This window comes from Paraburkholderia sp. BL21I4N1, assembly GCF_002973525.1.
Classification (GTDB): Bacteria; Pseudomonadota; Gammaproteobacteria; order Burkholderiales; family Burkholderiaceae; genus Paraburkholderia.
Genome location: NZ_PVEN01000007.1, coordinates 229,407 through 254,839, shown reverse-complemented (window position 1 = coordinate 254,839; position 25,433 = coordinate 229,407). Strand labels below are relative to the sequence as shown.

The 25,433-nt window shown below is 63.7% G+C and carries 20 protein-coding genes; 10 read left to right on the top strand and 10 right to left on the bottom strand.

Annotated features, from left to right (window positions below):
- Positions 1-70 precede the first annotated feature (70 nt).
- A complete protein-coding gene (locus tag B0G83_RS20045) occupies positions 71-2,392 on the bottom strand; it encodes a PAS domain S-box protein (protein WP_105509132.1) in 2,322 nt (773 codons plus the stop codon).
- A gap of 393 nt (positions 2,393-2,785) precedes the next feature.
- The gene (locus tag B0G83_RS20040; protein ID WP_105509131.1) at positions 2,786-3,688 is read right to left on the bottom strand and encodes a YihY/virulence factor BrkB family protein; all 903 of its coding nucleotides are present in this window, start codon (positions 3,686-3,688) and stop codon (positions 2,786-2,788) included.
- Between the two features lie 289 nt (positions 3,689-3,977).
- Between B0G83_RS20040 and B0G83_RS20035 the strand changes: the two genes are divergently transcribed.
- From B0G83_RS20035 to B0G83_RS20020, 4 genes are all read left to right on the top strand, one after another.
- Entirely contained in the window at positions 3,978-5,102 is a 1,125-nt protein-coding gene (locus tag B0G83_RS20035; RefSeq protein ID WP_258167996.1) for a ligase-associated DNA damage response exonuclease, read from the top strand.
- The gene (locus B0G83_RS20030) at positions 5,099-6,781 is read left to right on the top strand and encodes an ATP-dependent DNA ligase (protein WP_105509130.1); all 1,683 of its coding nucleotides are present in this window, start codon (positions 5,099-5,101) and stop codon (positions 6,779-6,781) included. Before B0G83_RS20035 ends, B0G83_RS20030 begins: the two co-directional genes overlap by 4 nt.
- A gap of 192 nt (positions 6,782-6,973) precedes the next feature.
- Positions 6,974-7,432, top strand: a complete 459-nt coding sequence (locus B0G83_RS20025) for a response regulator (RefSeq protein ID WP_105509129.1) — start codon at positions 6,974-6,976, stop codon at positions 7,430-7,432.
- The gene (locus B0G83_RS20020; RefSeq protein ID WP_258167995.1) at positions 7,413-8,042 is read left to right on the top strand and encodes a DUF1016 N-terminal domain-containing protein; all 630 of its coding nucleotides are present in this window, start codon (positions 7,413-7,415) and stop codon (positions 8,040-8,042) included. Before B0G83_RS20025 ends, B0G83_RS20020 begins: the two co-directional genes overlap by 20 nt.
- Positions 8,043-8,161: 119 nt before the next feature.
- Here B0G83_RS20020 and B0G83_RS20015 read toward each other — a convergent pair whose 3' ends face one another.
- A complete protein-coding gene (locus tag B0G83_RS20015; RefSeq protein WP_181156973.1) occupies positions 8,162-8,566 on the bottom strand; it encodes a PRC-barrel domain-containing protein in 405 nt (134 codons plus the stop codon).
- Between the two features lie 182 nt (positions 8,567-8,748).
- Here B0G83_RS20015 and glgX point away from each other — a divergent pair, with 182 nt between their 5' ends.
- The 3 genes from glgX (at position 8,749) to B0G83_RS20000 (ending at position 13,350) form a co-directional block, all read left to right on the top strand.
- Positions 8,749-10,965 (top strand): glycogen debranching protein GlgX, encoded by a 2,217-nt coding sequence (gene glgX, locus B0G83_RS20010; RefSeq protein WP_105509128.1) that lies wholly within the window; start codon positions 8,749-8,751, stop codon positions 10,963-10,965.
- A gap of 162 nt (positions 10,966-11,127) precedes the next feature.
- Positions 11,128-11,367: a DUF2934 domain-containing protein gene (locus B0G83_RS20005; protein ID WP_105509127.1), complete on the top strand. Its 240-nt coding sequence runs from the start codon at positions 11,128-11,130 to the stop codon at positions 11,365-11,367.
- Between the two features lie 6 nt (positions 11,368-11,373).
- The gene (locus tag B0G83_RS20000; protein ID WP_105509126.1) at positions 11,374-13,350 is read left to right on the top strand and encodes an AI-2E family transporter; all 1,977 of its coding nucleotides are present in this window, start codon (positions 11,374-11,376) and stop codon (positions 13,348-13,350) included.
- A 69-nt stretch (positions 13,351-13,419) separates the two neighbouring features.
- Here the strand turns inward: B0G83_RS20000 and B0G83_RS19995 are convergent, their stop codons facing one another.
- From B0G83_RS19995 to B0G83_RS19970, 6 genes are all read right to left on the bottom strand, one after another.
- On the bottom strand, positions 13,420-15,039 hold the full coding sequence (locus tag B0G83_RS19995; RefSeq protein ID WP_105509125.1) for an efflux transporter outer membrane subunit: 1,620 nt from the start codon (positions 15,037-15,039) through the stop codon (positions 13,420-13,422).
- 1 nt (position 15,040) lies between these two features.
- The gene (locus B0G83_RS19990; RefSeq protein WP_105509124.1) at positions 15,041-16,627 is read right to left on the bottom strand and encodes a DHA2 family efflux MFS transporter permease subunit; all 1,587 of its coding nucleotides are present in this window, start codon (positions 16,625-16,627) and stop codon (positions 15,041-15,043) included.
- A gap of 97 nt (positions 16,628-16,724) precedes the next feature.
- Positions 16,725-17,030 (bottom strand): DUF4148 domain-containing protein, encoded by a 306-nt coding sequence (locus tag B0G83_RS19985; protein ID WP_181156971.1) that lies wholly within the window; start codon positions 17,028-17,030, stop codon positions 16,725-16,727.
- Between the two features lie 129 nt (positions 17,031-17,159).
- Positions 17,160-18,353: an HlyD family secretion protein gene (locus tag B0G83_RS19980; RefSeq protein ID WP_105509122.1), complete on the bottom strand. Its 1,194-nt coding sequence runs from the start codon at positions 18,351-18,353 to the stop codon at positions 17,160-17,162.
- A gap of 99 nt (positions 18,354-18,452) precedes the next feature.
- Positions 18,453-18,635 carry a hypothetical protein gene (locus tag B0G83_RS19975; protein WP_105509121.1) on the bottom strand — a complete coding sequence of 61 codons (183 nt, stop codon included), beginning with the start codon at positions 18,633-18,635 and terminating at the stop codon, positions 18,453-18,455.
- Positions 18,632-20,206, bottom strand: a complete 1,575-nt coding sequence (locus B0G83_RS19970; protein ID WP_105509120.1) for an FAD-dependent oxidoreductase — start codon at positions 20,204-20,206, stop codon at positions 18,632-18,634. Before B0G83_RS19970 ends, B0G83_RS19975 begins: the two co-directional genes overlap by 4 nt.
- A 236-nt stretch (positions 20,207-20,442) precedes the next feature.
- Between B0G83_RS19970 and B0G83_RS19965 the strand changes: the two genes are divergently transcribed.
- The 3 genes from B0G83_RS19965 (at position 20,443) to B0G83_RS19955 (ending at position 24,276) form a co-directional block, all read left to right on the top strand.
- The gene (locus B0G83_RS19965; RefSeq protein ID WP_105509119.1) at positions 20,443-22,596 is read left to right on the top strand and encodes a hybrid sensor histidine kinase/response regulator; all 2,154 of its coding nucleotides are present in this window, start codon (positions 20,443-20,445) and stop codon (positions 22,594-22,596) included.
- Positions 22,597-22,724: 128 nt separating this feature from the next.
- Entirely contained in the window at positions 22,725-23,012 is a 288-nt protein-coding gene (locus B0G83_RS19960) for a hypothetical protein (protein WP_105509118.1), read from the top strand.
- A gap of 238 nt (positions 23,013-23,250) precedes the next feature.
- On the top strand, positions 23,251-24,276 hold the full coding sequence (locus B0G83_RS19955) for an alpha/beta hydrolase (protein ID WP_105509117.1): 1,026 nt from the start codon (positions 23,251-23,253) through the stop codon (positions 24,274-24,276).
- A 131-nt stretch (positions 24,277-24,407) separates the two neighbouring features.
- Here the strand turns inward: B0G83_RS19955 and B0G83_RS19950 are convergent, their stop codons facing one another.
- On the bottom strand, positions 24,408-25,427 hold the full coding sequence (locus B0G83_RS19950; RefSeq protein ID WP_105509116.1) for a class I fructose-bisphosphate aldolase: 1,020 nt from the start codon (positions 25,425-25,427) through the stop codon (positions 24,408-24,410).
- Positions 25,428-25,433: the final 6 nt, after the last annotated feature.

Here is a 25,433-nt window from a genome sequence, read left to right as displayed (position 1 = left end):
GCGAAGTCGTTGAACATGGATGGCGGGCGGGAAGCGAGCGCATCAGTTTAACAAGGGCTGCCGGCCGGGCTCAAACCCGCTGCCGTCCCAACACCTGCTGCAACTCGCGCGGGTCGACCGGTTTCGTGAAGTGATGATCGAAGCCCGCTTCCACCGCGGTCTGTTTGTCCTGCTGCTGTCCCCAGCCCGTCACCGCGATCAGCAAGATGCTCGCACCGCCGTACTCGCGACGAACCCGTCGCGCGACTTCGTAGCCATTGAGCCTTGGCAACCCGATATCGAGAATCACCGCGTGCGGCGCGAATTCACCGATCAACGCCAGCCCCGCGAGGCCGTCGCCGGCCGTGCGCACTTCGTGGCCTTCGAGTTCGAGCACCATCGCGAGACTGTCCGCCGCATCCGCGTTGTCGTCGACGATCACGACCCGCAGGCCGGCCACGCGCGTGGGCTCGGGCAGGGTGTGGTCGGCCGGTGCGGACGCGGCGCGCGACAGCGGCAGGCGGATCATGAATTCGCTGCCGGCGCCCGCGCCGTCGCTGAACGCCGCGACCGTGCCGCCGTGCAATTCCGCGAGCCCGCGCACCAGCGCGAGACCAATGCCGAGGCCGCCTTGCGAGCGGTCGAGCGCGGGCGCCAGTTGCGAGAACATTTCGAATACGCTGTCCAGATGCTCGTGGGGAATGCCGATGCCGGAATCGCGCACCACGATCACCGCCTCATCGCCTTCACGCTCGGCGGCGAGCGAGATGCGTCCGCCCGGCGGCGTGTACTTGGCCGCGTTGTTCAGCAGGTTCAATATCATCTGCGAAAGGCGCGTGGGGTCGGCGTCGAGATAAAGCGCTTCGCGCGGCAGCGTCACGCTCAGATGATGCGATGAAGCCTGCACGGTGGGCCGTGCCGCTTCCATGGCCGATTGCATTGCGCGGGCGAGTTCGAGGCGTTGCTTGCGCAACTCCAACTTGCCCTGCGTGATGCGCGAGACTTCCAGCAGGTCGTCGACCAGATGCGTCATATGTTGCAACTGCCGGTCGAACACGTCGCGCGACCAGTTCAGCTGCGGATCGGCAAATTCCTTGAGCCGCAAAATTTCCAGCACGTTGCGCATCGGCGCGAGCGGATTGCGCAACTCATGCGCGAGCGTCGCCAGAAATTCGTCCTTGCGACGATCGGCTTTCGAGAGTTCGAGATTCAACCGCTGCAATTGCTGCTCGGCGCGCCGGCGTTCGGTGATGTCGCGGCTCACGCACACGGCGCCGTAGATGTCGCCGCGCGCATTCGCCAGCGGTTTCACGACGGTGTCGCACACGCCGCGCGAGCCATCGCGGCGCACGAACGGCAATTCGCCGCGCCAGGTGCCGTCGGCGGCGAGCGCGGCGAAGGCCTCGCGGCGAATCCGCAATGCCTCGTGCTGCGAGTGGAACATCGTGACGGGCTTGCCGAGAATTTCGCGTCGCCGATAACCCAGCATGCGCTCGCCGCCCACGTTGAAGTCGGTGATATTGCCGCGCAGATCGGTAATAACGATCGCGTCGCTCAGGTGCTCGAAAATCGCCGCCTGGCGCAGCAGCACGGTCTGCGCTTCCTTGCGCTCGGTAATGTCGATGCCGAGGCCGTAGACGGTCAGCGGCTCGCCCTGGCGGTCATAGGTCGCGCGGCCGCGGCCTTCCATCCAGCACCAGTCGCCGCTCGCATGCAGAAAGCGGAATTCCACGACATAGTCGTCGCTGCTCGCCAGCGCGCGTTCCACCGCCTCGTTGAGCGCGATCAGGTCGCCGGGATGAATCAGTTCGAAGAAGCCGCCGGGCATCTTCGCGAAGCGTCCTTCGGCGTAGCCCGCGAGCGCTTCCAGTTCGCGGCTCCACCAGAACTTGCCGGACTTCGGCTCGTGCGACCACGCGCCCATGCGCGCGCCGCGCATGGCCAGGCTCAACACGTCGCGGCTTTCCTGCAACTCCTGTTGCGCGCGCTGATGCGCGGCCACGGATGCTTCGGCATTGCGCCGTGCGAGTAGCAATTCCTGCTCGTACTTATGACGATCCTCGACGATCAGCACCGCGATCTCGATGAAGTCGGCGTCGCCGTGACGGCGCCATGTCGCATTGAGCAGCATCGGCACCATGTGGCCGTCGCGGTGCACCATGTTCAGTTTGATCTCGGCCACCGAACCCTGCAGTTGCAGCAGCGGCGCCCAATGCGTTTGATAAAACACCTTGCCGCCGGCACTCAGCAGATCGTGCAAATGTTTCAGGTCGGTGAGTTCGGCTGCGTCATAGCCGAGCCAATCGCAGAAGGTCGCGTTGACGCGCAGCATACGGCCATGGCGATCGGTCAGCAGCAAGCCGCAAGCGGCGTGCTCGAATAGTGCGTCGGCGGAAGGCTGTGGGCGGTCCATGCTTGATAGGGCGTTATCGGACCCGTGGGCCGGTCGAGGCGAGGATGCTCGGCGTCGTGGTTCGTTTGCCGCTGGCGGTAGCCGGAAGTTCGTTGCGCTGCGCGATGCTCATCGTGGTGTCCTGAAGCCTGCTGGGCGTAAAGCGGCGACTGCGCCAGGCCCGCCGGCTTCGAAGGATGTTACCGCAGTCTCGCGGCAAGTCGGCACTCATATGAGGCATCGCGGCGGTAGGCGAGCCACAGGCGTTCAGGCGCGGCGAACCCGGACCTGCTTGTGACGGCGGCCTCGCGGTTTGGTTCCGGATTGACAGGCCTGGAGAGGGTGAGCGTCAGACATGCCGCGCGTTCATGCGATACGCATTGACGACGTCAGACTGTTCCTCATGAAACGGCTTCAACCGGTTTTGATGGCGGGCAAGGGCGCGTCGGCCGGTTCGAGTCCGAAGCGTTCGTACTGGGAGATCACCTGCGCGCCGAACAGCAGCAGGGTGGCGAGCCATTCGAGACTGAACAGGATCACGATAGCCATGGTCAACGAGCCGTACACCACACTGACCTGCGAGAGCGTGGCGAAATACCAGACCAGCACATGACGGGTGATTTCCCACAGAACGGCCGCGACCACGCCGCCGAACAGCGCATGCTTGAGCGACGGCTTGCCGACCGGCATGACCAGATAGATCGACGTCAACACGAAGATTTCGCCGGCCAGGCCCAGCAGATACAACACGACTCGCGAGAGCCCTTGCAGCGACACGTGCAGCCCGAACAGATCGACCCCTTCGGCACCGATCGCTTCGAGGCCACTCGACACGAACGTGACGATCAGCAGGCCGACGCCGAGAAACAGGATGTAGCAATACGGCAGCAACGCCGACAGCAAAAAGTGCCGCCGCCTGACAACCACGCGATGAACGAAGATCAACGACATCGCGTTTTCGAGCACGGTGAATGCGAGCGAACTGAAGAAAATCATCGTCACCAGCAACACCCAGCCGATCACCGCGCGATGCGCCAGAAAATTCGCGAGTTCACGCACCAGCGCCGTCGACTGACCCGGCACGAGCCATTGCAGAAGATGCCCGAGCGCGTTCAGCAACACATGCTGCGGAACCATCCGCGACAGCACGATCACGATCAGAATCAGCAAGGGCACGATGGACAGCAGCGCGTAATACGCCACCGCGCCCGCGAGCAGCAGGCCCTGGTTCGCACGGAACGCCTTCAGCGTTTGCAGCACGAAGCTGCCGGGATGTTTCGCGACATATAGCGCGTGTTCGTCGATGAGCATTTGCATAGGGCCTCGCGGCGCACGGGGCGGACGGTGACGGAATGCCATGCGGGCCGGCGTGCTGAACTCTGCTGCGTGAACTGAAGCAAGAACGCAGCCATACTGGGGGTGAAATGCCTGATGGAGCGTGGATAGCAGGCTGGCAGTGCTTTCCTTGCTGTCTACGTCATTTTGGCGCGCGCCGCGTGCGCGTCAGGAATACAGTTTGCTTGACGCTGCGCAGCAAGCCTTACCGGTGGCGGCGGTCGCAGGCATTTCGCAACGGGCCGATGGAGCCACCGCAACGGAGCCGCGATTGACTAACGCGTTTGACAATCATCATGTGAAGCAGGATCGGATTCACGACGACAAGCCGGACCTCGTCGTCGCGCGACCCGAAGGGTTGTACTGCGCGGCGGGCGACTTCTTCATCGATCCATGGCGGCCGGTCGATCGCGCCGTGATCACGCATGCGCATTCCGACCACGCACGCTTCGGTCATCGCCATTATCTTGCGGCGCGGGCTGGGGCCAACGTGCTGCTATCGCGTTTGCCCGGCATTACGCTGCAGACGCTCGCTTACGGTGAACGTCTCACGATCGGCGACACCGTCGTCTCGCTGCATCCCGCCGGCCATGTGTTGGGTTCCGCGCAAGTGCGGATCGAACACGCCGGGCGCGTGTGGGTCGCCTCGGGCGACTACAAGCTCGACCCCGATCCCACCTGCGACGCGTTCGAACCCGTGCGCTGCGATACGTTCATCACCGAGTCGACCTTCGGCCTGCCGATCTACCGGTGGGACGCGCCGCAAAGCGTGTTCGACGGCATCAATTCCTGGTGGCGCCACAACGCCGCCGAAGGCCGCGCGTCGGTACTGTTCTGCTATTCGTTCGGCAAGGCGCAGCGCGTGCTGGCCAGCGTCGACGCGGCCATCGGCCCAATCTTCTGTCATGGCGCCGTCGAGCCGCTCAATCGCGCGTATCGCGAAGCCGGCGTGCTTTTACCGCCGGTCAGGCTGGTTAGCGAAATCGAGCGCAAGGACAAGGCGATGTTCCGCGAGGCGTTGATCGTGGCGCCGCCGTCCGCGCAAGGCAGCGCGTGGCTCAAACGCTTCGGCGACTATAGCGACGCGTTCGCGTCGGGCTGGATGCGTCTGCGCGGCGCGCGCCGCCGACGCGGCGTCGACCGTGGCTTCGTGCTGTCGGATCACGCCGACTGGCCCAGCCTGCAAAACGCGATTCACGCGACGCAGGCCGGCCGCGTGATCGTCACGCATGGTTCGGTCGAACCGATGGTGCGTTGGTTGCGCGAGCAAGGACTCGAAGCGGGCGCGTTTGAAACGCAATACGGCGACGACACGGTCGAAGCGGATGCGGCGGGCGCGGACGAAATGGCGTCCGCGCAGGACAGTGATGCCCTCCCCAGCGCGAGCACGCCATGAAACGCTTCGCCGCCCTGTACACGGCGCTCGACGCCAGCACCTCCACACACGACAAACTCGAGGCGCTGACCGCCTATTTCTCCGTGGCCGCGCCGGAAGACGCCGCGTGGGCGTCGTACTTGCTCGCCGGCGGTAAGCCGCGTCAATCGGTGCCCACCCGCCAGTTGACCGAGATCGCGCGCGAACGGGCCGGCCTCCCGCCGTGGCTATTCGAAGAGTCGTATCACGCGGTCGGCGATCTGGCCGAGACCATCGCGCATATCTTGCCGCCTGCTCAACGCAGTTCCGAATTAGGTCTTACGCAATGGATCGAGCAACGCGTGCTGACACTGCGCGGCATCGCGCCCGACGAACTACGTACACGTTTGCTCAGCTATTGGGATGAACTCGACTGGAGCGGTCGTTTTCTGTTGACCAAATTGATCGGCGGCGGTTTTCGGGTCGGCGTGGCGCGGCAACTGGTGGTGCGAGCGTTGGCGGAGGTGGCGGGCGTCGACCCCAAGCGGATCGCGCAACGCATGGTCGGCTGGACAGACTCGCAACAGAAGCCCGATGCCGCGCGCTATCTGCGTTTGATCGCGCCACCGGCCACGGACAAAGACAGCGACGCGCAGCACGACCCGTTCAGGCACGACAGCGATCTCGGCCTGCCGTATCCGTTTTTTCTCGCGCATCCGTTACAGGCCGATCCGGCGACGCTCGGCGCGCCGTCGCTGTGGCAGATCGAATGGAAGTGGGACGGCATACGCGCACAGCTGGTTAAACGCGCGGGCCGCGTCTGGCTGTGGTCGCGCGGCGAGGAGTTGATCACGGACCGCTTTCCCGAAGTCGCGGCGCTTGGCGAAGCGTTGCCGGACGGCTGCGTGATCGACGGCGAAATCCTTGCATGGCAGCCCGGCGCGAATGCGCCTTTGCCGTTCGCGCGACTGCAACCGCGCATTGCACGTAAAACGCTGACCAAAAAGATTCTCGCCGAATCGCCCGCCACCTTCCTTGCCTACGACCTGCTCGAAGGGCAAGGCAAGGATCTGCGCACGACGCCGCTCGCGCAACGGCGTGTGCAACTCGATGCGCTGGCCGTGTCGATCGACGGCACGCCGGCGCGCGACCTGCTGCGCGTGTCGCCCTTGATCGACGCGCCGGACTGGCAGACGCTCGCCGCACTGCGCGACGACAGCCGCGCACGCGGTGTGGAAGGTCTGATGCTGAAAGAGCGCGACTCGATGTACGGCGTGGGCCGCACCAAAGCATCGGGCACCTGGTGGAAGTGGAAGATCGATCCGTACGCGGTCGACGCCGTGCTGGTCTATGCGCAACGCGGTCACGGCCGCCGCGCGAGTCTCTACACGGATTTCACGTTCGCGGTGTGGGACGAAGCGAACGGCATGCGCACGCTCGTGCCGTTCGCGAAGGCGTATTCCGGCCTGACCGACGACGAAATGCGCCAGGTCGACGCGATCGTACGCAAGACCACGATCGAAAAATTCGGCCCCGTGCGCAGCGTCACGCCCACGCTTGTGTTTGAAATCGGCTTCGAAGGTATTCAGGCTAGCCCGCGTCATAAATCGGGCGTCGCGGTACGTTTTCCCCGCATGCTGCGCTGGCGGTCCGACAAAACCATCGACGACGCTGACACGCTCGCTATGCTCAAAGGATTTATCGACGATCGAGCGGGATAACCCTCAGAGCGGAAACCCTGGAAACACCGCTGTCTTTTATTGACGCGCCCCGAGTTAACTGCATGCTATCGACGTGACCCGCCTCCGCGAGTTCATCCGATGAGAGACGCATATTGCCGGATCGCGGGAGCGAATCTTGCGCGCATGCCGCGGGTTGTGCGCACAGGGCGCTGGTAGAACAAGGAGAAAAGGGTGAGGCTCGACGACAGAATGGACGACAACGAGGACGTCGTGGTGTGGCGGCCGATTCAGTACGCCATGGCTTCGCATCGTCGCGTGCTGGTGGTGGACGACTACCGCGAAGCGGCGGAGGCTTTGCAGATGCTGCTGAACGCGGACGGTTTCGAATGCCGCGCGCTGGAAGACCCGCTGGCCGTGTGCGAGATGGCCTGCGAATGGCAACCGTTTGCGGTCGTGCTGGACATCAAGATGCCGGGGCTGGATGGGCTGGAACTGGCGCGGCGTTTGCGCGCGCATCCCGACACCTCGCATATGTTACTGGTGGCGTGTACCGCTTTCGCGTCGCGCGACGACCGGGCGCGCGCCAAGGCGGTCGGTTTCGATGCGCATTGCGCGAAGCCGTTGACGCCTGAGCGGCTGTTGCGAGTGCTCGAGTCGGCGGCGGCGCTGCATGCGGCCGGGCCGTCGTGAGGGCGGCTTGTGGTTGAAAGTCCGGTTCTCACCGAGCGCCCTTACGCGCGCCCCTCTACTTTCCGAAGTCCGGCAACTGATCGATTCGGCACGGGAGCGCGCCGCAGCCGCCGTCAATGCAGAGCTAACCCTGCTGTACTGGGAGGTGGGACGGTGCATTCGCGCGGAGGTGCTCAATGGTGCGCGTGCCGAGTACGGACAGCGGGTGATTGCATCGCTTGCGCGAACCCTCACCGCTGAATATGGCCGCGGCTGGAGTGCGCAGCAGTTGCGTCATTGCCTGCGGGCCGCCGAGATTTTTCCTGACGACAACATTCTCTCCGCGGTGCGGAGAGAATTGAGTTGGACGCATATCAAGGCGCTCCTGTACATCGAAGATCCGCTGAAACGCGAGTTTTACCTCGAATTGTGCCGACTCGAACGCTGGTCGTCACGACAGTTGCAGGAGCGCATCAGTTCGATGCTATTCGAGCGCACCGCGATTTCGCGGAGGCCCGATGAGGCTGTAAGACACGACCTCGCGCAATTGCGGCAGGAGCAGCGTGTGTCGTCGGACGTGCTGCTGAGCTCGAACTCGACAAGAGCGGCATCCACGTTGCGGAGTATCTGACCGTTTTGCCCCCACGGGAAACCCTGCAGGCCAAGCTTCATCAGTCGATCGCGGCAGCCCGATTACGCCTGAACATCAAGCACGAAGAATAAAGTCCAACCGCGATCCTCACAGATCGCTCAATCTGGCGCGTACTTGAACTCCGGCAGCGCCTCGAGCGATTTTTTAGTAGCGTCCGGTAGCACGACCCGGCGGTTGTCGATCTGCAGATCGTTGAACGGCACGGCCACCAGATGCTTGCCCATGCCAAGAAATCCGCCAACGGAAAGAATCGCGTAGGTGCCGCGATCGCCGCTCGGCGACACGATCAGATCGTCCAGCGTGCCGATGGTATCTTTATTCCGGTTGTACACGTCGGCGCCGCTCAGTTTCGATGCGCGATAACCACTTGCGAGTTGGACCACGTTCGTGCGTTTTTCCGTAATCGCCTGCGGCGCCCCTTGCGCATAGGCGGTGCCATAGCCTGTCAGCGTGCCGAGCAGCAGCGCGGAGGCCACCAGCGACTTGAGATGAAGTTGGCGCATGATGTGTTTTTCTCCCTGATGGTGTGGGCGCTCGTTGCGGCGCATATGAATCGGATATCGGATTCCACCTGACCGGCTGCAAGAGTCGTGCCGCGGTCATGCCACGCTCCCTCAGGTCTGGAAGTTGCTACACCAGCGAGTCCAATTCGCGCGCAAGCGCTCATGCTTTCACAGGAAACGCTATGTCATCCCAGGCCAACTACTCGACGCGCATTGCCGAAGGCACGCCGTTCCCGCTCGGCGCGACATGGAATGGCAACGGTGTGAACTTCGCGCTGTTTTCGGCGCATGCCACCAAGGTCGAACTCTGTCTGTTCGACGACACCGGTACGGATGAAATCGAACGCATCGAACTGCCTGAATATACCGACGAGGTGTGGCATGTTTTCGTGCCGGGACTCAAGCCCGGTGCGATCTACGGTTACCGCGTACACGGCCCTTATGAACCGGAACAGGGCCACCGTTTCAATCCGAACAAACTGCTGCTCGATCCGTATGCCAAGGCGCATATCGGCGAGCTCAAATGGGCGCCGGAAATCTTCGGCTATACGCTCGGCTCGGAAGAGGGCGATCTATCGTTCGACGAGCGCGACAGCGCGCCATTCGTGCCGAAGTGCAAAGTGGTCGACGCGAATTTCTCGTGGAGTCACCCGGAGCGCAACGCGTTGCCGTGGGAGCGCGTGATCTTCTACGAAACCCACGTGCGGGGTTTTACGAAACGTCATCCAGAGGTACCCGAGGCGCTTCGCGGCACGTTCGCCGGTCTCGGCCAGCAGCCCGTTCTCGAGTACATTCGCAACCTCGGCGCGACGTCGATCGAATTGATGCCGATTCAGACCTTCGTCAACGACAGTTATCTACTCGATAAAGGTCTCACCAACTACTGGGGTTACAACACGATCGGCTTTTTCGCGGCCGATCCGCGTTTCTTTGCGTCGTCGACCGATTCGGTGGCCGAGTTCAAGGAAATGGTCGACCGCATTCACAACAATAATCTCGAAGTCATTCTCGACGTGGTCTACAACCACACCGCCGAAGGCAACGAACGAGGCCCGACGATCTCGTTCAAGGGCATCGACAACGCGTCGTACTACCGTTTGATGCCTGAAGAACCGCGCTATTACATCAACGACACCGGCACCGGCAATACGTTGAACCTGTCGCATCCGCGTGTGCTGCAAATGGTGACCGACAGCCTGCGTTACTGGGTGACGGAAATGAAGGTGGACGGTTTCCGCTTCGACCTCGCGACGATTCTCGGCCGCGAAACCCATGGCTTCGACGAAGGCGGCGGCTTTCTCGACAGCTGCCGGCAAGACCCGGTGCTCTCCAGCGTGCGGCTGATCGCCGAGCCGTGGGACTGCGGCCCCGGCGGCTATCAGGTGGGCGGTTTTCCGCCGGGATGGGCGGAATGGAACGACCGCTTTCGCGATACCGTGCGCGAGTACTGGAAGGGTGACGAGGGCAAGGTCGCCGATCTCGCCACCCGGCTGACGGGTTCCGGCGACAAGTTCAATCATCGCGGACGCCGTCCGTGGGCGAGCGTGAATTTCGTCGCCGCGCACGACGGCTTCACGCTGAACGATCTGGTCTCGTACAACGACAAGCACAACGAGGCCAACGGCGAGGACAACAAAGACGGCCACTCGGACAACAAGTCGTGGAACATGGGCGCCGAAGGGCCGACCGACGACGCCGAGATTCGTCAGCAGCGCGAGCGCCAGAAACGCAATCTGCTGGCCACGCTGCTGCTGTCGCAAGGCACGCCGATGATTCTCGCGGGCGACGAATTCGGCCGCACGCAGCAGGGCAATAACAACGCCTATTGCCAGGACAACGAGATCAGTTGGGTCGACTGGGATGCGATCGACGACGACGGCCGCGCGCTCACCGAGTTCGTGAAAAATCTGACCACGTTGCGGCATCGTTTGCCGGTGCTGCGGCGCGGGCGTTTTCTGAGCGGCGAGTTCAACGAGGCGCTGGAAGTGACCGACGCGCGCTGGCTGTCGCCCGACGGCACGGATCTATCGCAGGAACAGTGGGACGATCCGTCGATGCGCTGCTTCGGCCTCGTGATCGACGGCCGCGCGCAGGCGAGCGGGATTCGCCGGCCGGCTTCGGACGCCACCTTGCTGCTGGTACTGAACGCCCATCACGACGTCGTCAATTTCACGCTGCCCGACATTCCCGAGGGCGATCAGTGGACCTGTCTACTGGACACCAACATGCCCGTGCGGGCCGAGTTGCCGCAGTTCAGCGCGGGCGACGCGTACCAGGTGACAGCGCGCTCGCTGTTGCTGTTCGCGCTCGAAGCGCCGAGCCGCGCGACGCAGCGCGTGTTCGACCGCCTCGAAGAGCAGCTCACCACGGACGAAAGCGAAACGCCTGACGCCGCGTGACGGTGCATGACTGATTCGACGCGCACCGCCCGAACCATTTGAACAGCCAGGTATAGCGCTTGCTCGATGACCTTTAACTGCGCGCGGCCGCCGATGTTGTTGTGCGGTCCGCGCGCAGCTCAACCGACAACGGTTTTCGTCAGGTCTAACCGAGGTGATCAAATGGAACAGGAACCCTCCTCTCTAGAGGAACAGATTCGCGAGCGTGCCTATTATCTGTGGGAGCAAGCCACCGGTACGAAAGGCCCGCCTGACGAGTATTGGGAGCAGGCGCGTGCCGAAGTCGAGCAGAACACGCCACAGGGCAAGAGCAAGCCGGTAGCGGGACACGGCGATGAAGGCGTAAAAGAGCCACCCAGCAAGCAATCCGGCAAGGAACCCGTCAGGGAGCCCGCCAAGTAGCTGGCAATGAAAGACCTACCCGACCCACGCGGCGTGCGGCCCGCCACCCGGATTCAGGCGCCGCCCGCCGCCTTTGGCATTGACAGTCTGATCGCGCTGGCGGTCGGCATGGCGATTGTCGCCTGTCTGTACTTTGCGAGCGCGGTGCTGATTCCAATCACGCTCGCCATTCTGCTCAGCTTTCTGGTCGCGCCGCTGGTGGACGCGCTGGCGCGTCTACGCCTAGGGCACGTCGCGTCCGTATTCGCGGCCGTGCTGGTGTCGATCTCGGTGATCGGCCTGCTCGGCACGCTGATCGCCACCCAGTTGACCGATCTCGCGTCCGGCATGCCGCGTTATCAGGCGACCATTCAGCACAAGATGGACACCGTGCATAGCTTGACGATCGGCAAGCTCGATCGTTTTGCGGGAGCGGCGGGTCAGGCCTTGCAACGCGTGACCAGTGAACCGCCGCCGGTGGAGCCGCCGCGCGGCGGCGCGGCGACCGGCACGGCGCACGTGCCGGCCGCCGTGCCCGTCGAAGTGCGTGCGCCGATTCCGACGCCGTTCGAACTGGCGCGCCGGGTCCTGTCGCCCGCGATCAGTCCGCTCGAAACGGCGTTCATCGTGTTCGTCGTGATGATCGTGATCCTGTTGCAGCGTGACGATCTGCGTGATCGCGCGATCAGACTGTTCGGCTCGCGCGATTTGCATCGCACGACGACGGTGATGGATGAAGCCGCCGGACGCCTGAGCCGCTATTTCGTTTCGCAACTGGGACTGAACGCGGGCGTGGGCGTGGTGATCGGCGCGGGGCTGTTTCTGATCGGCGTGCCGAGTCCGATTCTGTGGGGCATTCTCGCCGCGCTGCTGCGGCTCGTGCCGTATGTCGGCATCTGGATTTCGGCGACGCTGGCCACCGCGCTCGCGGCCGCGGTGAGTCCCGGCTGGGCGATGGCGATCGGCTCGCTGGCGCTGTTCGCGACCGTCGAGTTGCTGGTCGGACAGGTGGTCGAGCCGTTGCTGTACGGACGGAGCACCGGGCTCTCGCCATTCTCGGTGGTCGTCGCGGCGATTTTCTGGAGCTGGATCTGGGGGCCGATAGGGCTGATTCTGTCGACGCCACTCACGTTGTGCCTGCTGGTGCTCGGTCGTCATGTGAGGCGTCTGGAGTTTCTCGACGTGCTGCTCGGCGACCAGCCGGCGCTGACACCGGTCGAGAATTTCTACCAGCGTGCGCTTGCGGGCGATCCGGACGAAGCGATCGAACAGGCTGAGATTCTGCTGCGGGATCGGTCCTTGTCCGCGTACTACGACGAGGTGACGATCAAGGGCTTGCAGCTCGCGGCTAACGACGTGGAGCGCGGCAGTGTGACGGCGGCGCAACTCGCGCGGATCGAATCGACGACCAACGATCTGGTGGAGGGCCTCGACGGCTACGAGGACGAAGAGCCGGCGCCGTCGGTGGTGGAGGAGACGTGGAGCGAGATGAGCCCAATCGTGCCGCCGCACGAGCCCGAAGCCACCAACAACGCCGTGGCCGTTGAAGCGGAGCGCCCCGGCGACATCGCCCAGCCGGCGCGAAGCCGCGTGCTCTGCCTACCCGGACGCGGGCCCCTCGATCCGCTCGCGGCAACGATTCTGTTGCAGCTACTCGGCAAGCACGGCTTCGTCTCGCGGACCTTGCCGCACGAGGCGGTGTCGCGCGCCGCGATCGAACGGCTCGACGCGGACGACGTCGATATCGTTTGCCTGCTTTATTTACAGATCGACGGCATTCCGTCGCATTTGCGCTATCTGGTCAGGCGGCTTCGCGCGCGCTTGCCGCATGTGCATATCGTCGTCGGCTTGTGGGGCGCGCAGGATACGGGCAAGTGGAGCGCGGACCTGCAAAACGCGATGGGCGCGGAGTGTTACGCCGGCTCGTTGCGGGAAGCGCTGCTCGCGTGCCGGCGTATCGACAGCGCGAATGAAGAGGCAGCGCTGGCGGTGGCCAACGGGTGACTGGGGGTGACTGGCCCTGTGCCACCTGAAACGCCGGAGCGTTAGCGTCAAACGCCTGGTCACTGACGGCTAATGCTCGATCGACGCCGCTGCATCTTGCCACCCACCTCCCAGCGCCTTATATAACGCCACCAGATCGGTGCTCACCTGCACGGTGCCCTGCGCATATTGCTGCCGGGCCTGCGCCAGTTGCCGCTCCGCGTCGAGCACATTGATGAAGCTGGTGATCCCTTTACGATAGCTGTCGCGCGCCAGTTCGTAAGAGGTCTGTTGCGCGGCCACGCTGTCCCCCAGCGCGTCGCGTCGCGTCTGATCGGTGCGATACACCACCAGCGCGTTGTCCACGTCGCGGAGCGCCGTTAGCACGGTCTTGCGGTAATCGAGCGCCGCCTCCGCCTGTTGCGCTTTCGACATCCGCAGATTCGACACTAGCGCGCCGCCCTGGAAAATCGGCAGCGACACGCTCGGGCCGAACGAATAGAACAGATGCGACCAGCGCGACAGGTCGCTCGCATTCGTCGCGCGCGTGCCGACCTGACCGGTCAACGAGATGTCCGGATAAAACTGCGCGACCGCCACGCCGACGTTCGCCGTCGCCGCATGCAGGTTGGCCTCGGCGCGACGAATATCCGGCCGACGTCGCGCCAGCGTCGACGGTAGGCCCACCGGCACGGTGGGCGGCACCGGCGGCACGGCGGCCGGCGTGCCGAGTTCCGTTTCCAGTGCGCCGGGTGCCTCGCCCACCAGATACGCCAGACCGTTCAACGCCTGGGCGATCTGCTGATCGAATTGCGGCAATTGCGCCTGGGTTTGCGCGAGTTGCGCGACGGCGCTTTTGACATCGATCTGGCTGGCGAGGCCCACCTTCGCCTGGCTTTGCGTCAACGTCACGATCTCGCGTTGCTGATCGACGAGGCTCGCGGTGATCTCGTGCAAGGCCTGCGCGCCGCGCAATTGCATATACGTCTGCGCGACTTCGGCTTCGAGCGACAGGAGCGCGTCGTTGCGGCTTTCCTCGGCCGCTTCGGTTTGCGCGTTCGCGGCTTCGACCGAGCGGCGCACGCGGCCGAACAGATCCAGTTCCCACGACGCGTCGAAACCCGCTTGCCAGAGATTGACCGGCGCGGTCAGCTGGTTCAGCAGGTTGTTGGCGCCGCTTTGCAGCGTCGCGCCCGCGCCCGGCGCGATGGCGTTGACCGGCGAATTCGCCGCGCCGAGCTGGTCGACCTTGTCGTACACGCCATCCGATTCGAGAAAGCCCTTCACGCCGAGCTGTTCGCGCGTGTAGCTGCCGGTCGCGCGGACGTCCGGCAGTCCCTGAGCCGCGGCGCTTTGCACCTGCGTGCGGGCTTCGACGATGCGCAACACGGCCTCCTGCAAATCCAGGTTGCCGCGTACCGCGCGCCCGATCAGCGCGTCGAGCAGCGGGTCGTTGAAATGGCGCCACCAGCGTGGATCGGGATCGGTATCGAGCGTTGGCACGGAAGCCACAACCGCGGAGGAGGCGGGCGTGCCAGTGGCAGCAGAAGCAGCAGAAGCAGCAGAAGCAGCAGTGGCGCGCTGCGGATCGCGCCATTGCGCCGGTACGTCGGCATTCGGCGCATGAAAATCCGGCCCGACGCTGCAAGCGGCCAGCACCATGACTAGAGACAGCGCAGAGAGTTTCGGCGCAAAACGCGAATGTGTCATCTCAATGGCCTCCCGCACCGCCGGCCGCTTTGGCCGGAGAAAAGAAGAACGTCATCGGAATGCAGATTGCGCAGAACACCGCGAGAATCGCGAACACGTCGACGTAAGCGAGAATCGTCGATTGCGAAATGAACTCGGTGTACAGGCGCCCGGTGGCGGTTTGCATGGCCTGCGCGAACGGCACGCCGGTTATGTCGGCGATGGTTTTCGCGCTGCGCTGCACGGCGTCGTTGTAGTTTTGCGAAAGCGTGGACATGTGTTCAGAGAGATGCGCCATGCGAGCCTGAGTGCGCTCGCGGATCAGCGCGGTGGAGAGCGAAATGCCGATCGACCCCGCCACGTTGCGAAACATCGTGAAGAGCGCCGACGCGTCGTCGTTCAAACTCGGCGGCACGGTCAGATAGGCGAGCGTGGTGATCGGCACGAACAGAAAGCCGATCGCGAGCGATTGCGCGCTGCGCATCTTCACCAGCGTCGCGTAATCGATATTGGGCACCAGCAGATGCGAATAGGCGAGCGCGCAGGCCAGCAGCGCGAAACCCGTCGCGACCAGAAAACGCGTTTGTATATACGGCATCAGTTTGCTGATGATCGGAATCTCCAGCGTAATCAGCACCGCGCCGGGCGATAGCACCAGGCCCGCGAGCATCGCGGTGTAGCCGAGCTGTTGTTGCGCGAGCTGCGGCACCAGCACCGCGCTGCCGTATAACACGGTAGCGAAGGCGCCGATCGTCATGCAGCCGAGCGCGAAATTGCGGTCTTTCAGGCAGCGCAGATCGACCACGGGTTTCTTCGTGTACAGCAGCCAGAGCGTCGCGCCGACGATTCCCGCCACCGCCAGCACCGCAAAGATGCGGATGAAGTTCGACGAGAACCAGTCGTCGTCCTCGCCGCGATCGAGCATGACCTGCAGACAGCCGAGCCCGATCGCGATCAGCGTGATGCCGATATAGTCGATCGACACTTTCGTGTTGGCATTCTTTTTCCACGGCGGGTCCTCGACCAGTTGCATGACCGCGAGCGAGGTCAGAATGCCCACCGGCACATTGAGCAGGAACACCCAGCGCCAGGAAAAGTTGTCGGTGATCCAGCCGCCGAGCGTCGGCCCGAGCACCGGCGCGACGACGATCGCCACCGCCGAAATCGAAAACGCGCGGCCGCGTTGTTCGGGCGGAAAGGTGTCGAGAATGATCGACTGCTGATTCGGCTGCAATCCGCCGCCGAAAAAGCCCTGCAAAATGCGGAAGACAATCAGTTGCCAAAGATCGGTAGCGATCCCGCACAGGAACGAACAGATCGTGAAGGCGATGATGCAGACGAGGAAATAGCGCTTGCGGCCCATCGCCCGGCCGAGAAAACCCGAGATCGGCAACACGATGCCGTTGGCCACGAGGTAAGAGGTGAGGGTCCACGTGGCTTCGTCGTAACTGGCCGACATGGTGCCGGCAATGTGCGGCAACGCTACGTTCACGATGGTCGTATCGAGCACCTCCATGAACGCCGCTAGCGTCACGACAATTGCAATCAGCCATGGGTTGGCGGCCGGCTTCCAGTTGGACTGGTCCTGGCTGGCGTCGGCTGAACTCATGGGCGCACCGCGCTAAACGAAGCGCGGGCGGCGCGGCGGGCAAGGTTTATCGGCCAGCCGATAAACAGCCCGCCCGCTGAACCTTTCCCTGCAATGCTTACTGCGAGTTCTGTCCGTTCGCGCTTGGCATCGGACCGGTCGGATTGCCGCCGCCGTTCGCTTTCTTCTCCGCGTTCTGAATATCCTGCGGATAGTGCGGGTCGTCGGCGCTCGGCTGATAGCCGTTCTTCTCGAGTTTCTTCAGCTCGGCTTTTTTCGCCGCGCGCGTGGTTGTGCCGTTGTTCTGGGTGTCGGCGGACGGTTGTTGCGCCTGCACCAGAGGTACACCGGCGACGGTCAAGACCGAGGCGGCCAGCAGGCGGGTGAGGACACGCGGGCCGTGGTAACGGATGGAGCGGTTCATGATGGTCTCCCTGAATATGGCCTTCATGACTGTCTATCCAGCATGCCGCGTGCCTTGGATTGAGCGCGATCCCAGCGCGCCGTTGCAGACTCGGCGACGCGCAGCGCAACGTGGAAAAGAGAGCGCGCGTCATTTCAGATATACCTTCGGCGTGACCGACAAGCCGAGCCCGAGCGGCTGATCGCGTGGCAGGCCGTCGTCGATGACGATTTTCACCGGCACACGCTGCACGATCTTCACGAAGTTACCGGTGGCGTTCTCCGCCGGAAAGGCCGAGAAGCGCGAGCCGCTGCCAAGCTGCACGCTGTCCACGTGGCCGTGCAGATCGAGATTCGGATACGCGTCGACCTCGACCTTGACCTTGTCGCCGGGCCGCATGCGTTCGAGTTGCGATTCCTTGAAGTTCGCCGTTACCCATACCTGCGGCGTGACGATCGAAAACAGTGACACGCCCGCCTGCAAAAAACTGCCGAGCTGCACATTGCGTCGCGTGATCCAGCCGTCCGACGGCGAGCGCACCTCGCAGTAAGAGAGATTCAGTTGCGCCTGTTCGAGTTGTGCCTCGGCTTGCTGCACCTGCTGACGGCGTTCCTCGACGGTTGCTTGGGTCTGGCGGATCTGTTGCGGCACCAGGCTCGCGGTCTGCTGCTGCGCACGCGCCTGCTCGACGCTGGCGTGGGCCGATTGCTGCTGCGCGTCCGCAGTGTCGACGTTCTGTTGCGACGTGGCGCGTTGATCGACCGCATGCTGGCGCACATACGCGGCTTGGGCCTGTTTGAGATTCGCCTCCGCCGACGACGTCTGCGCCTTAGCCTGACGATATTGCGCCGGATACTGAACCCGCGCGATATCGAGCTGCACCTGGGCGGCATTCAATTGCGCTTTCGCGAGGCCCACCTGCGCCTGCGCCTGATCGACTTGCGCCTGATAGTCGCGCTTGTCGATCACGATCAGCAGATCGCCCTTGTGGACGTAGACGTTGTCGTTGACCGCGAGCTGCACCACGTAGCCCGAGACTTTCGGCGCCATGGTGATCGCATTGCCGTCGGTGTAGGCGTCGTCGGTGGTCAGTTCGTTGCGGGTCGCGAACCACCAGATGAACGCGACGATCGCCAGCACGATTACCACGATGGCGAGAATGATCAGTGGCTTTTTGCTGGGCTTCTTGCGTTTTTTTTCGTCGCCGTTGCCTTTGCCGCTGTCGTTGCCTTTGCCACTGTCGTCGTTTTTCCTGTCGTCCGATCCGGCGCTCTTTCCGTCCTTCGGCTCTTTATGTTCGTCCTGCTCTTGCGTGTCTTCAGCAGCATCGGTTTCGTCTGACATGGCGATTCGTTCCCGTCGTTTCAGAGGGGCAGCAGATGCATAGCAGAGGAAGCCGCACCGGCGGCTGTGCGCCGGTGCGGTATCGGTATGAAAAGCGTGCTAGCGGTGAGTCGGCTTATCGGCCGGCGTGTGCGGCTTCGACGCGTGCTCCTTGTCGGGCACGATCTTCGTGGTGCCGCCCGTGGAGGGCGGATCGCTGGCGGGGAAACTGTCTTCGACCTGTTTGTCGATCTGTTTCTCGCTCTTGTTCGAGTGCGGATGTTTTTCCTTGTGTTCCGTCATTGCGGCTTCTCCTTCAAAGAATCGACTGCTTCGATAATCCTCAACGCGTCCGCGCGCGACAGGCCGCCGTGCATTGCATCGATCAGACGCGCGGTGTGCGCTTCGTGCTCGCAGGCGAGCACGGCCGCAACCTGGCCGTCCTTCACATACAGCGCGATGAATTGCTGTTTCTCCAACTCGCCATGCACGACGAACTCATCCCACTCGCTCGCATGGCCGAGGTATTCAAAATTCTTGCCGAAGTGATAGGTCCAGAAAAACGGTACGCCGCCATAGCGATGCCGCGCACCGCACATGTTTTGCGCCGCGATCCGCGCCTGCTGTTGCGCGAGCCGCCAATGTTCGATCCGCAGCGGTTCCTGGTTCTCGACCAGCGGAAACACCGCGATATCGCCGGCCGCATAGAGTCCGGGCGCGGCCTGCATGCCCGCATTGACGATCACGCCGCCGTCCTTGCGCAACGGCAATCCCTCGATAAAACCGGTAGCCGGCGTCACCCCCGTGCCTAGCAGCACGAGATCGGCGGCCACGTGCTCGCCGCCCTCGAGCATCACTTCATGCACGTTGCCTTCTTCGCCTTCGAGCGAGGCGACCTTCGCGCCGAGCCGGAACACCACGCCATGACGCTCGTGCAAATCGCGGATCATCGCGCCGGCAGGTTCGCCGAACTGTTTCGCAAACGGCACGCTGTCCGGTGCGATCACCGTGACTTGCACCTTGCGCGCGCGCAACGCGGAGGCCGTCTCCAGACCGATAAAGCTGCTGCCGACAATCGCCACCCGCACTTGCGCGGGGTCGTCGCCGAACGCGTCGACGAGGGCCGTGGCGTCGTCGAGCGTGCGCAGTACATGCACACCGCCGAGGTCGCAGCCGGGGATGTCGGGTCGGGTCGGCACGCTGCCGGTGGCGAGCAGCGCGGTGTCGTAAATCAGTTCGCCGCCGCTTTCGAAATGGATCGTGCGTTTCGGCACGTCGAGACGCGTGATGGTCGCGACAATCCTTTCCACATCGTGTTGCGCATACCAGTCGGGTGGCAGCAGGGGCGGTACGTCGGCCGGCGCCATTTCGCCGGACGGCACGAATTTGCTGAGTGCAGTGCGATCGTAAGGTGCATGCGGTTCGGCGCCGATCATCGTGAGACGGCCTACGAATCCGCCTTCGCGTAACGCGGCGCAAGCGGCGGCACCCGCCGCGCCCGCGCCGATCACGACGTAATGCGGATCGCGTGACGATGCGTTGTGCATCGGTCGAGGGAGTTTTTCGGGCGTGACCATCACGTCGTCGCCGGTCACGATCACGGCATAGCGGTCGAGCGCGATTAGCGCGCAAGGTTCGAGCACGGCGCCGGTGGCGACATCGAATACGGCCTTGTGCCATGGACAAATGATTTTTCCATGGCAGAGCGCACCTTCTTCCAGCGGCGCACCGGCATGTGGGCAATCGGCACCATAGGCACGGACGGCGTCGCCGTCGCGCACCAGCAGAATTTTTTCGCCGTCCACTTCCACGCGTTCGGCACGGTCCGCGCGCAGTTGCGAGAGCTGGGCGACGCGTCGGGCAGTAGTGGACATGGCCGGTTCCTTGCTGGGGAAATCGCTGGGCGTATCTCGATCAGCAATCCACGTGCCCACGTTTGCCCGGCCTGTCCGAACAACGTTTTCGTCGTTTCTCACACTAGGGAGAACGACGGAAGTGAGGTAAATTCAGGAAAGCAGGAAATAGCGCACGACCAACGTGCCGCGCATTCGCACTCGCAACAAACGAATGCGCGCCTTGCCTTGTAAAGACCTTTCATGGAGATCGTGCCGTGCAGCGTGCGGAGCGAGTTGCAGTCGATTTCCCGATGCCGTCGCGAAACTTCGCGGCCACGCGGCGCATGCTGCTGATCGTGCTCGCCGTGTCGATCATGTTTCCGCTGGCCTGCCTCGCGGGTTATGGCTACTTCGACTACCAGCGCCGCATTGCCGATTCGAACGACATGATCGACCGGCTCGCGCGCGTGACCGAAGAGCAGGCCGTCAAGGTAATGGACCTCAACCAGCAGATGGCCTCGCGCATCATCGACCTGCTCGGCAACCAGGACGACGCCCAGGTTCGCGCGCACGACGCGCAATTGCACGACCGGCTGCGCGAAATCGGCGGCGACTTTCCGCAGGTGTCGTCGATTTATCTGCTCGGCGCGAAAGGCGATCTGCTGGTTTCGAGTCTCGCGTATCCGGCGCCGACCATGTCGAACGCGCAGCGCGACGACTTTATCGCGGCGAAGGCCATGCGCCCGCAGCCGTATTTCTCGCTACCTATCTTCGGGCCCGTATCGCGCACTAATGTGTTCACCACGTCGACCGGCCGCTCCGGCGTGGATGGCCAGTTCCTCGGCGAGGTGTCCGTCGCGTTGCGCAACGACTATTTTTTACGCTTCTACCGTGAACTGACGAATGGCGATCCGTCGCTGGCACTCGGCCTGTATCGCCAGGACGGCAGCCTGCTGGTGCGCTACCCCGAATGGCCGCCGGGTTCGAAGCCCACCGCGCAGAGCGCCTTTACCGAAGCGCTGCGCGACAAACAATTGTTCGGCCACGTGCGCCTGCATTCAACAGTCGATGGCGTCGAGCGGCTGCTGGCGTTTCGCCGCGTCGGCGACTATCCGCTGTATGTGATGAGTGCGTACGCCACCGACTCAATCGGCGCCGCGTGGCGTCAACATTTCATCATGATCGCCGCGTTCACCGCGGTGCCGTGCATCGCGATCTGGCTGCTGGTGTTTTACTCGCTGCGTCAGCTCGAAGGCGAGCGCCGCGCGTGGGAGCGCTGGCAAGGCGAAGTCGCGATGCGGCTATCCGCCGAAGCATCGAGCCGCCAGTTGCAACGCATGGGCGCGCTCGGCAATCTGGTCGCGAATGTCGCGCACGACTTCAACAATCTGCTGATGGTGGTGGCGGCCAATACCGAACTGGCGCGCCTCAAGCGCTACAACAACCTCGAAAAAGAGGTGCTCGCGGTCGAGCGCGCCACCGCCACCGCCGAATCGCTAACGCGGCGTCTGCTGAGCGTGGCGCGCAAGCAGCCGCTCAAGCAGGAAGCGGTCGATCTGGCGAACTGGCTGCCTGCCGCCGCGCCGCTGATCGACGCGGCGCTGGGCGACAACGTCGAACTCGCGCTGAACATGGTCGACAACGTCTGGCAGGTGCTGGCCGATCCGACCGACCTCGAGTTCGCGATCATGAACCTCGCGGTCAACGCGCGCGACGCGATGCCGCGCGGCGGACGCTTCGTGATTCGTTGCCAGAACAACCGCCTGGTCGGCAGCGATACCTTGCTGCCCGATGGTGAATACGTGCTGATCGCCTGCTCGGACGATGGCGAGGGCATGCCGGAAGCCGTCGCGCGGCGCGCCTTCGAGCCGCTGTTCACCACCAAGCTGCGCGGCTCGGGCACGGGGCTCGGTCTCGCGCAGGTGCTCTCCATGTGCGAGCAGGCCGGCGGCACGGCGAAGATCGAAAGCGTGCAGGGCAGCGGCACGACGGTCAGGCTGTACCTGCCGCGTCACCGCGAACGGCAGACCGCAACCGCGGCGAACCTCGAAATGGTGCGCCAGCCGGTCCCGGCTTCGGCGGGCGTGGTGCTGCTGGTGGAGGACAACGAGGACGTCGCGGCCGGCGTGGCCGCCGTGCTGGAAACCTTCGGTTGCGAGGTGCGCCACGAACCGACCGCCGACCAGGCGCTCGACGTGCTGGCGGCCGGCGCGCGCTTCGAGCTCGTTTTGTCCGATATCCAGATGCCCGGCAAGCTCAACGGCATCGACCTCGCGGAAAAAGTCCGCAGCGCATGGCCGTCGCAGAAGATCGCGCTGATGACAGGCTATGCCGACGAGCTCGAACGCGCGCGACGTCTCGGTGTGGCGATTCTCGCGAAGCCGTTCAATATCGACGAACTGCACGCGCTGGTGGTCTGCGAACCGTAACGCGCGGGCCGGCATGTTCGAAGCGTTTCATGACTCGCGGCACACCCCTTGCTGCGAAGTGGACGAGGTTCGCCTTGCCGGCTGGCGCAGCCGGCGCGACCCACTACTTGTCGAATGGGAGAACGGTCATGAAGATCAAACAGGCATTGCTTATTTCGACGTTGCTCGCGGCTTCGTCGCTGGCCATGGCACAGGGCAGCGGAGGTGGAGGCGGCGGCGCGGCGGGCAACGATCCGAACGGGGGCACCAATGCCGGTTCGACACGGGAGGGCGGCGACATGCAGGCGTCCGGTGCGAGCGCGCATTCCAAGTCGATGAAAAAGCATCACACGAAGTCGACCAAGGCCAAAAAGCCGATGACGGATTCCACCAGCGCGCCCGGCGCCGACGCGAGTAGCGATACGAAGGGCCAATAAGCGCGTAGCGGAAGAACCGCCGCGTCGTCGGCTGCGGCTCGGGACGGCAATAAGCTTGCGCGCGCAACCATTACGAAGCGCCAGGCATTTAGTCTGACTTTTTGCCATCGAACGGGCCGGTGAAGGCCCGGTTCGATGGGTATAGCGCTTGCTGAATTCGACCACATACACGGTTGTCGAGCGCCGCCACGAAAGTGCCTCCGATGAGTCCGTGCCGTCACCCATCCGGAGTTGCGACATGACACTCGGCGACACCATCAAAGGCATGGTGGGACTCGATCCCACCGGACATGCCGATCCCGATATGAAGGCCGTACTCGACGCCCTGCAGAGCCTGAATCCCAAACCGATCGAAAAATGCACCGTGGCCGAGGCGAGAAAACAGCCCACGCCCGCCGACGCCGTCAGGAAACTGATGAAGGAACCCGCGTTCAGCGCGCGGCCTTCGCTGGAGCTGGAAGCCGTCCGCACCCAGGACATCGCGATTCCAGGTGCGGCCGGCAATAGCAATCCGGCGCGCGTTTATACCCCGCAAGGTGAGGGACCGTTTCCGCTGATTCTGTATTTTCACGGCGGCGGCTGGGTGATCGCCGATCTCGACACGTACGACGCGACGCCGCGCGCCATCGCCGCGCAGAGCCACGCGATCGTTGTGTCCGCTCATTACCGGCAGGCGCCCGAACATCGCCTGCCGGCCGCCCACGACGACGCGTTCAGCGCATGGCATTGGCTGGTCGAGCATGCCACGAGCCTCGGCGGCGATCCGCGGAAACTCGCCGTGATGGGCGAGAGCGCGGGCGCGAATCTGGCGATCAATGTGTCGATCCGTGCGCGCGATGCGGGCATGCACACGCCCATGCATCAAACGCTGATCTATCCGGTGGCGAGCAACAATATCGTGTCGATATCTTATGAGGAGAACCGCAACGCACGGCCGCTGAACAAGCCGATGATGCTGTGGTTCATGCAGAACGTGATCGATAGCGAGAGCGATCTGACCAGCCCGTTGATCGACGTGATGAGCGCCGAGTTGTCCCGCCTGCCGCCGACGGTGGTCGTGACCGCCGGTATCGATCCATTGCGCTCGGACGGCGAGAAGCTCGTGCAGAAACTGCATGCGGCCGGGGTCGCCGTGCAGCATCGCAATTATCGCGGCGCGACGCATGAATTCTTCGGGATGGCGGCCGTGGTGGAGGCTGCACGTGACGCGCAGGCTTTCGTCTCGCTGGCGCAGCGGCAGGCGTTCGGTGCGGCGCCTTTGTGAGGGGCGTGACGGGATGAGGCGCCGGGGTCTTGGGTGCGGTGGTGATGTCCGACGATCGAATGGACCGCGCGCGTGGCGCAACGTATGCGCGCGATCCGCCGGTTGACGCCCGCTCCCGGCAAGCTGGCCGCCTAACCTTTTTCCTGCGCCGCCTCGTATTTCCCCAGCGCGGCCGCGCTGTTCAGCCGAGCGCGTTTGAGCAAGGCCTCCTGCGCTTCCTTGACGTTGCCCGGTTGCCCCTTCCACGCCTGCAGCGGGGGTTCCTGCAACGCGCGGCCATACGAAAAGCTCAGGTTCCACGGCAGCGGCCCGAGGCGATTCATCGCATCCAGATTCGCCGTGGCTTCTTCGGGCGTCTGACCGCCGGAAAGAAACACGATGCCCGGCACCGCCGACGGCACCGTGCGTCGCAACACCCGCACGGTATGCGCGGCGATATCGCCGACCGACGACTGCTGCGCGTGCTCGGAACCGGCCAGCACCATGCTCGGCTTCAGCAGAATATGTTCGAGCACCACATGGTGCCGATGCAGCGCATTGAAGACCTCGTGCAACACCGCTTCGGTGACGTCCGCGCTGCGGTGAATGGTGTGATCGCCGTCCATCAGCACTTCCGGCTCGACGATCGGCACGATGCCCGCTTCCTGCGAAATCGCCGCGTAGCGCGCCAGCGAATCGGCGTTTGCCTCGATCGCGAGACGGCTCGGCAAGCTCGCGGTGATGTTGTAGACCGCGCGCCATTTGGCGAAGCGCGCGCCTTGCCGTTTGTAATCGACGAAGCGTTTGGCGAGGCCGTCCAGACCTTCGGTGATTTCGTCGCCCGGCGCGAGCGCCAGCGGGATCTTGCCGAGGTCGACCTTGATGCCGGGCACGATGCCGTGCTTCGCCGACAGTTGCGGGAACGGCGTGCCGTCGTCGGCTTTCTGGCCGAGCGTCTCTTCATAGAGGATCACGCCGCTCACGAACTCGCCGAGCCCCGGCGTGGTGAGTAGCAGGTTGCGGTATGCGCGGCGGTTTTCCTCGCTCGATTCGAGGCCGATCGTCTTGAAGCGTTTGGCGATGGTCGGGCCGCTTTCGTCGGCGGCGAGAAGGCCTTTGCCGGGTTGAACCATGGCGTTGACGGTGGCTTGCAGCTCGCTACGGGTGTCCATGAGGTG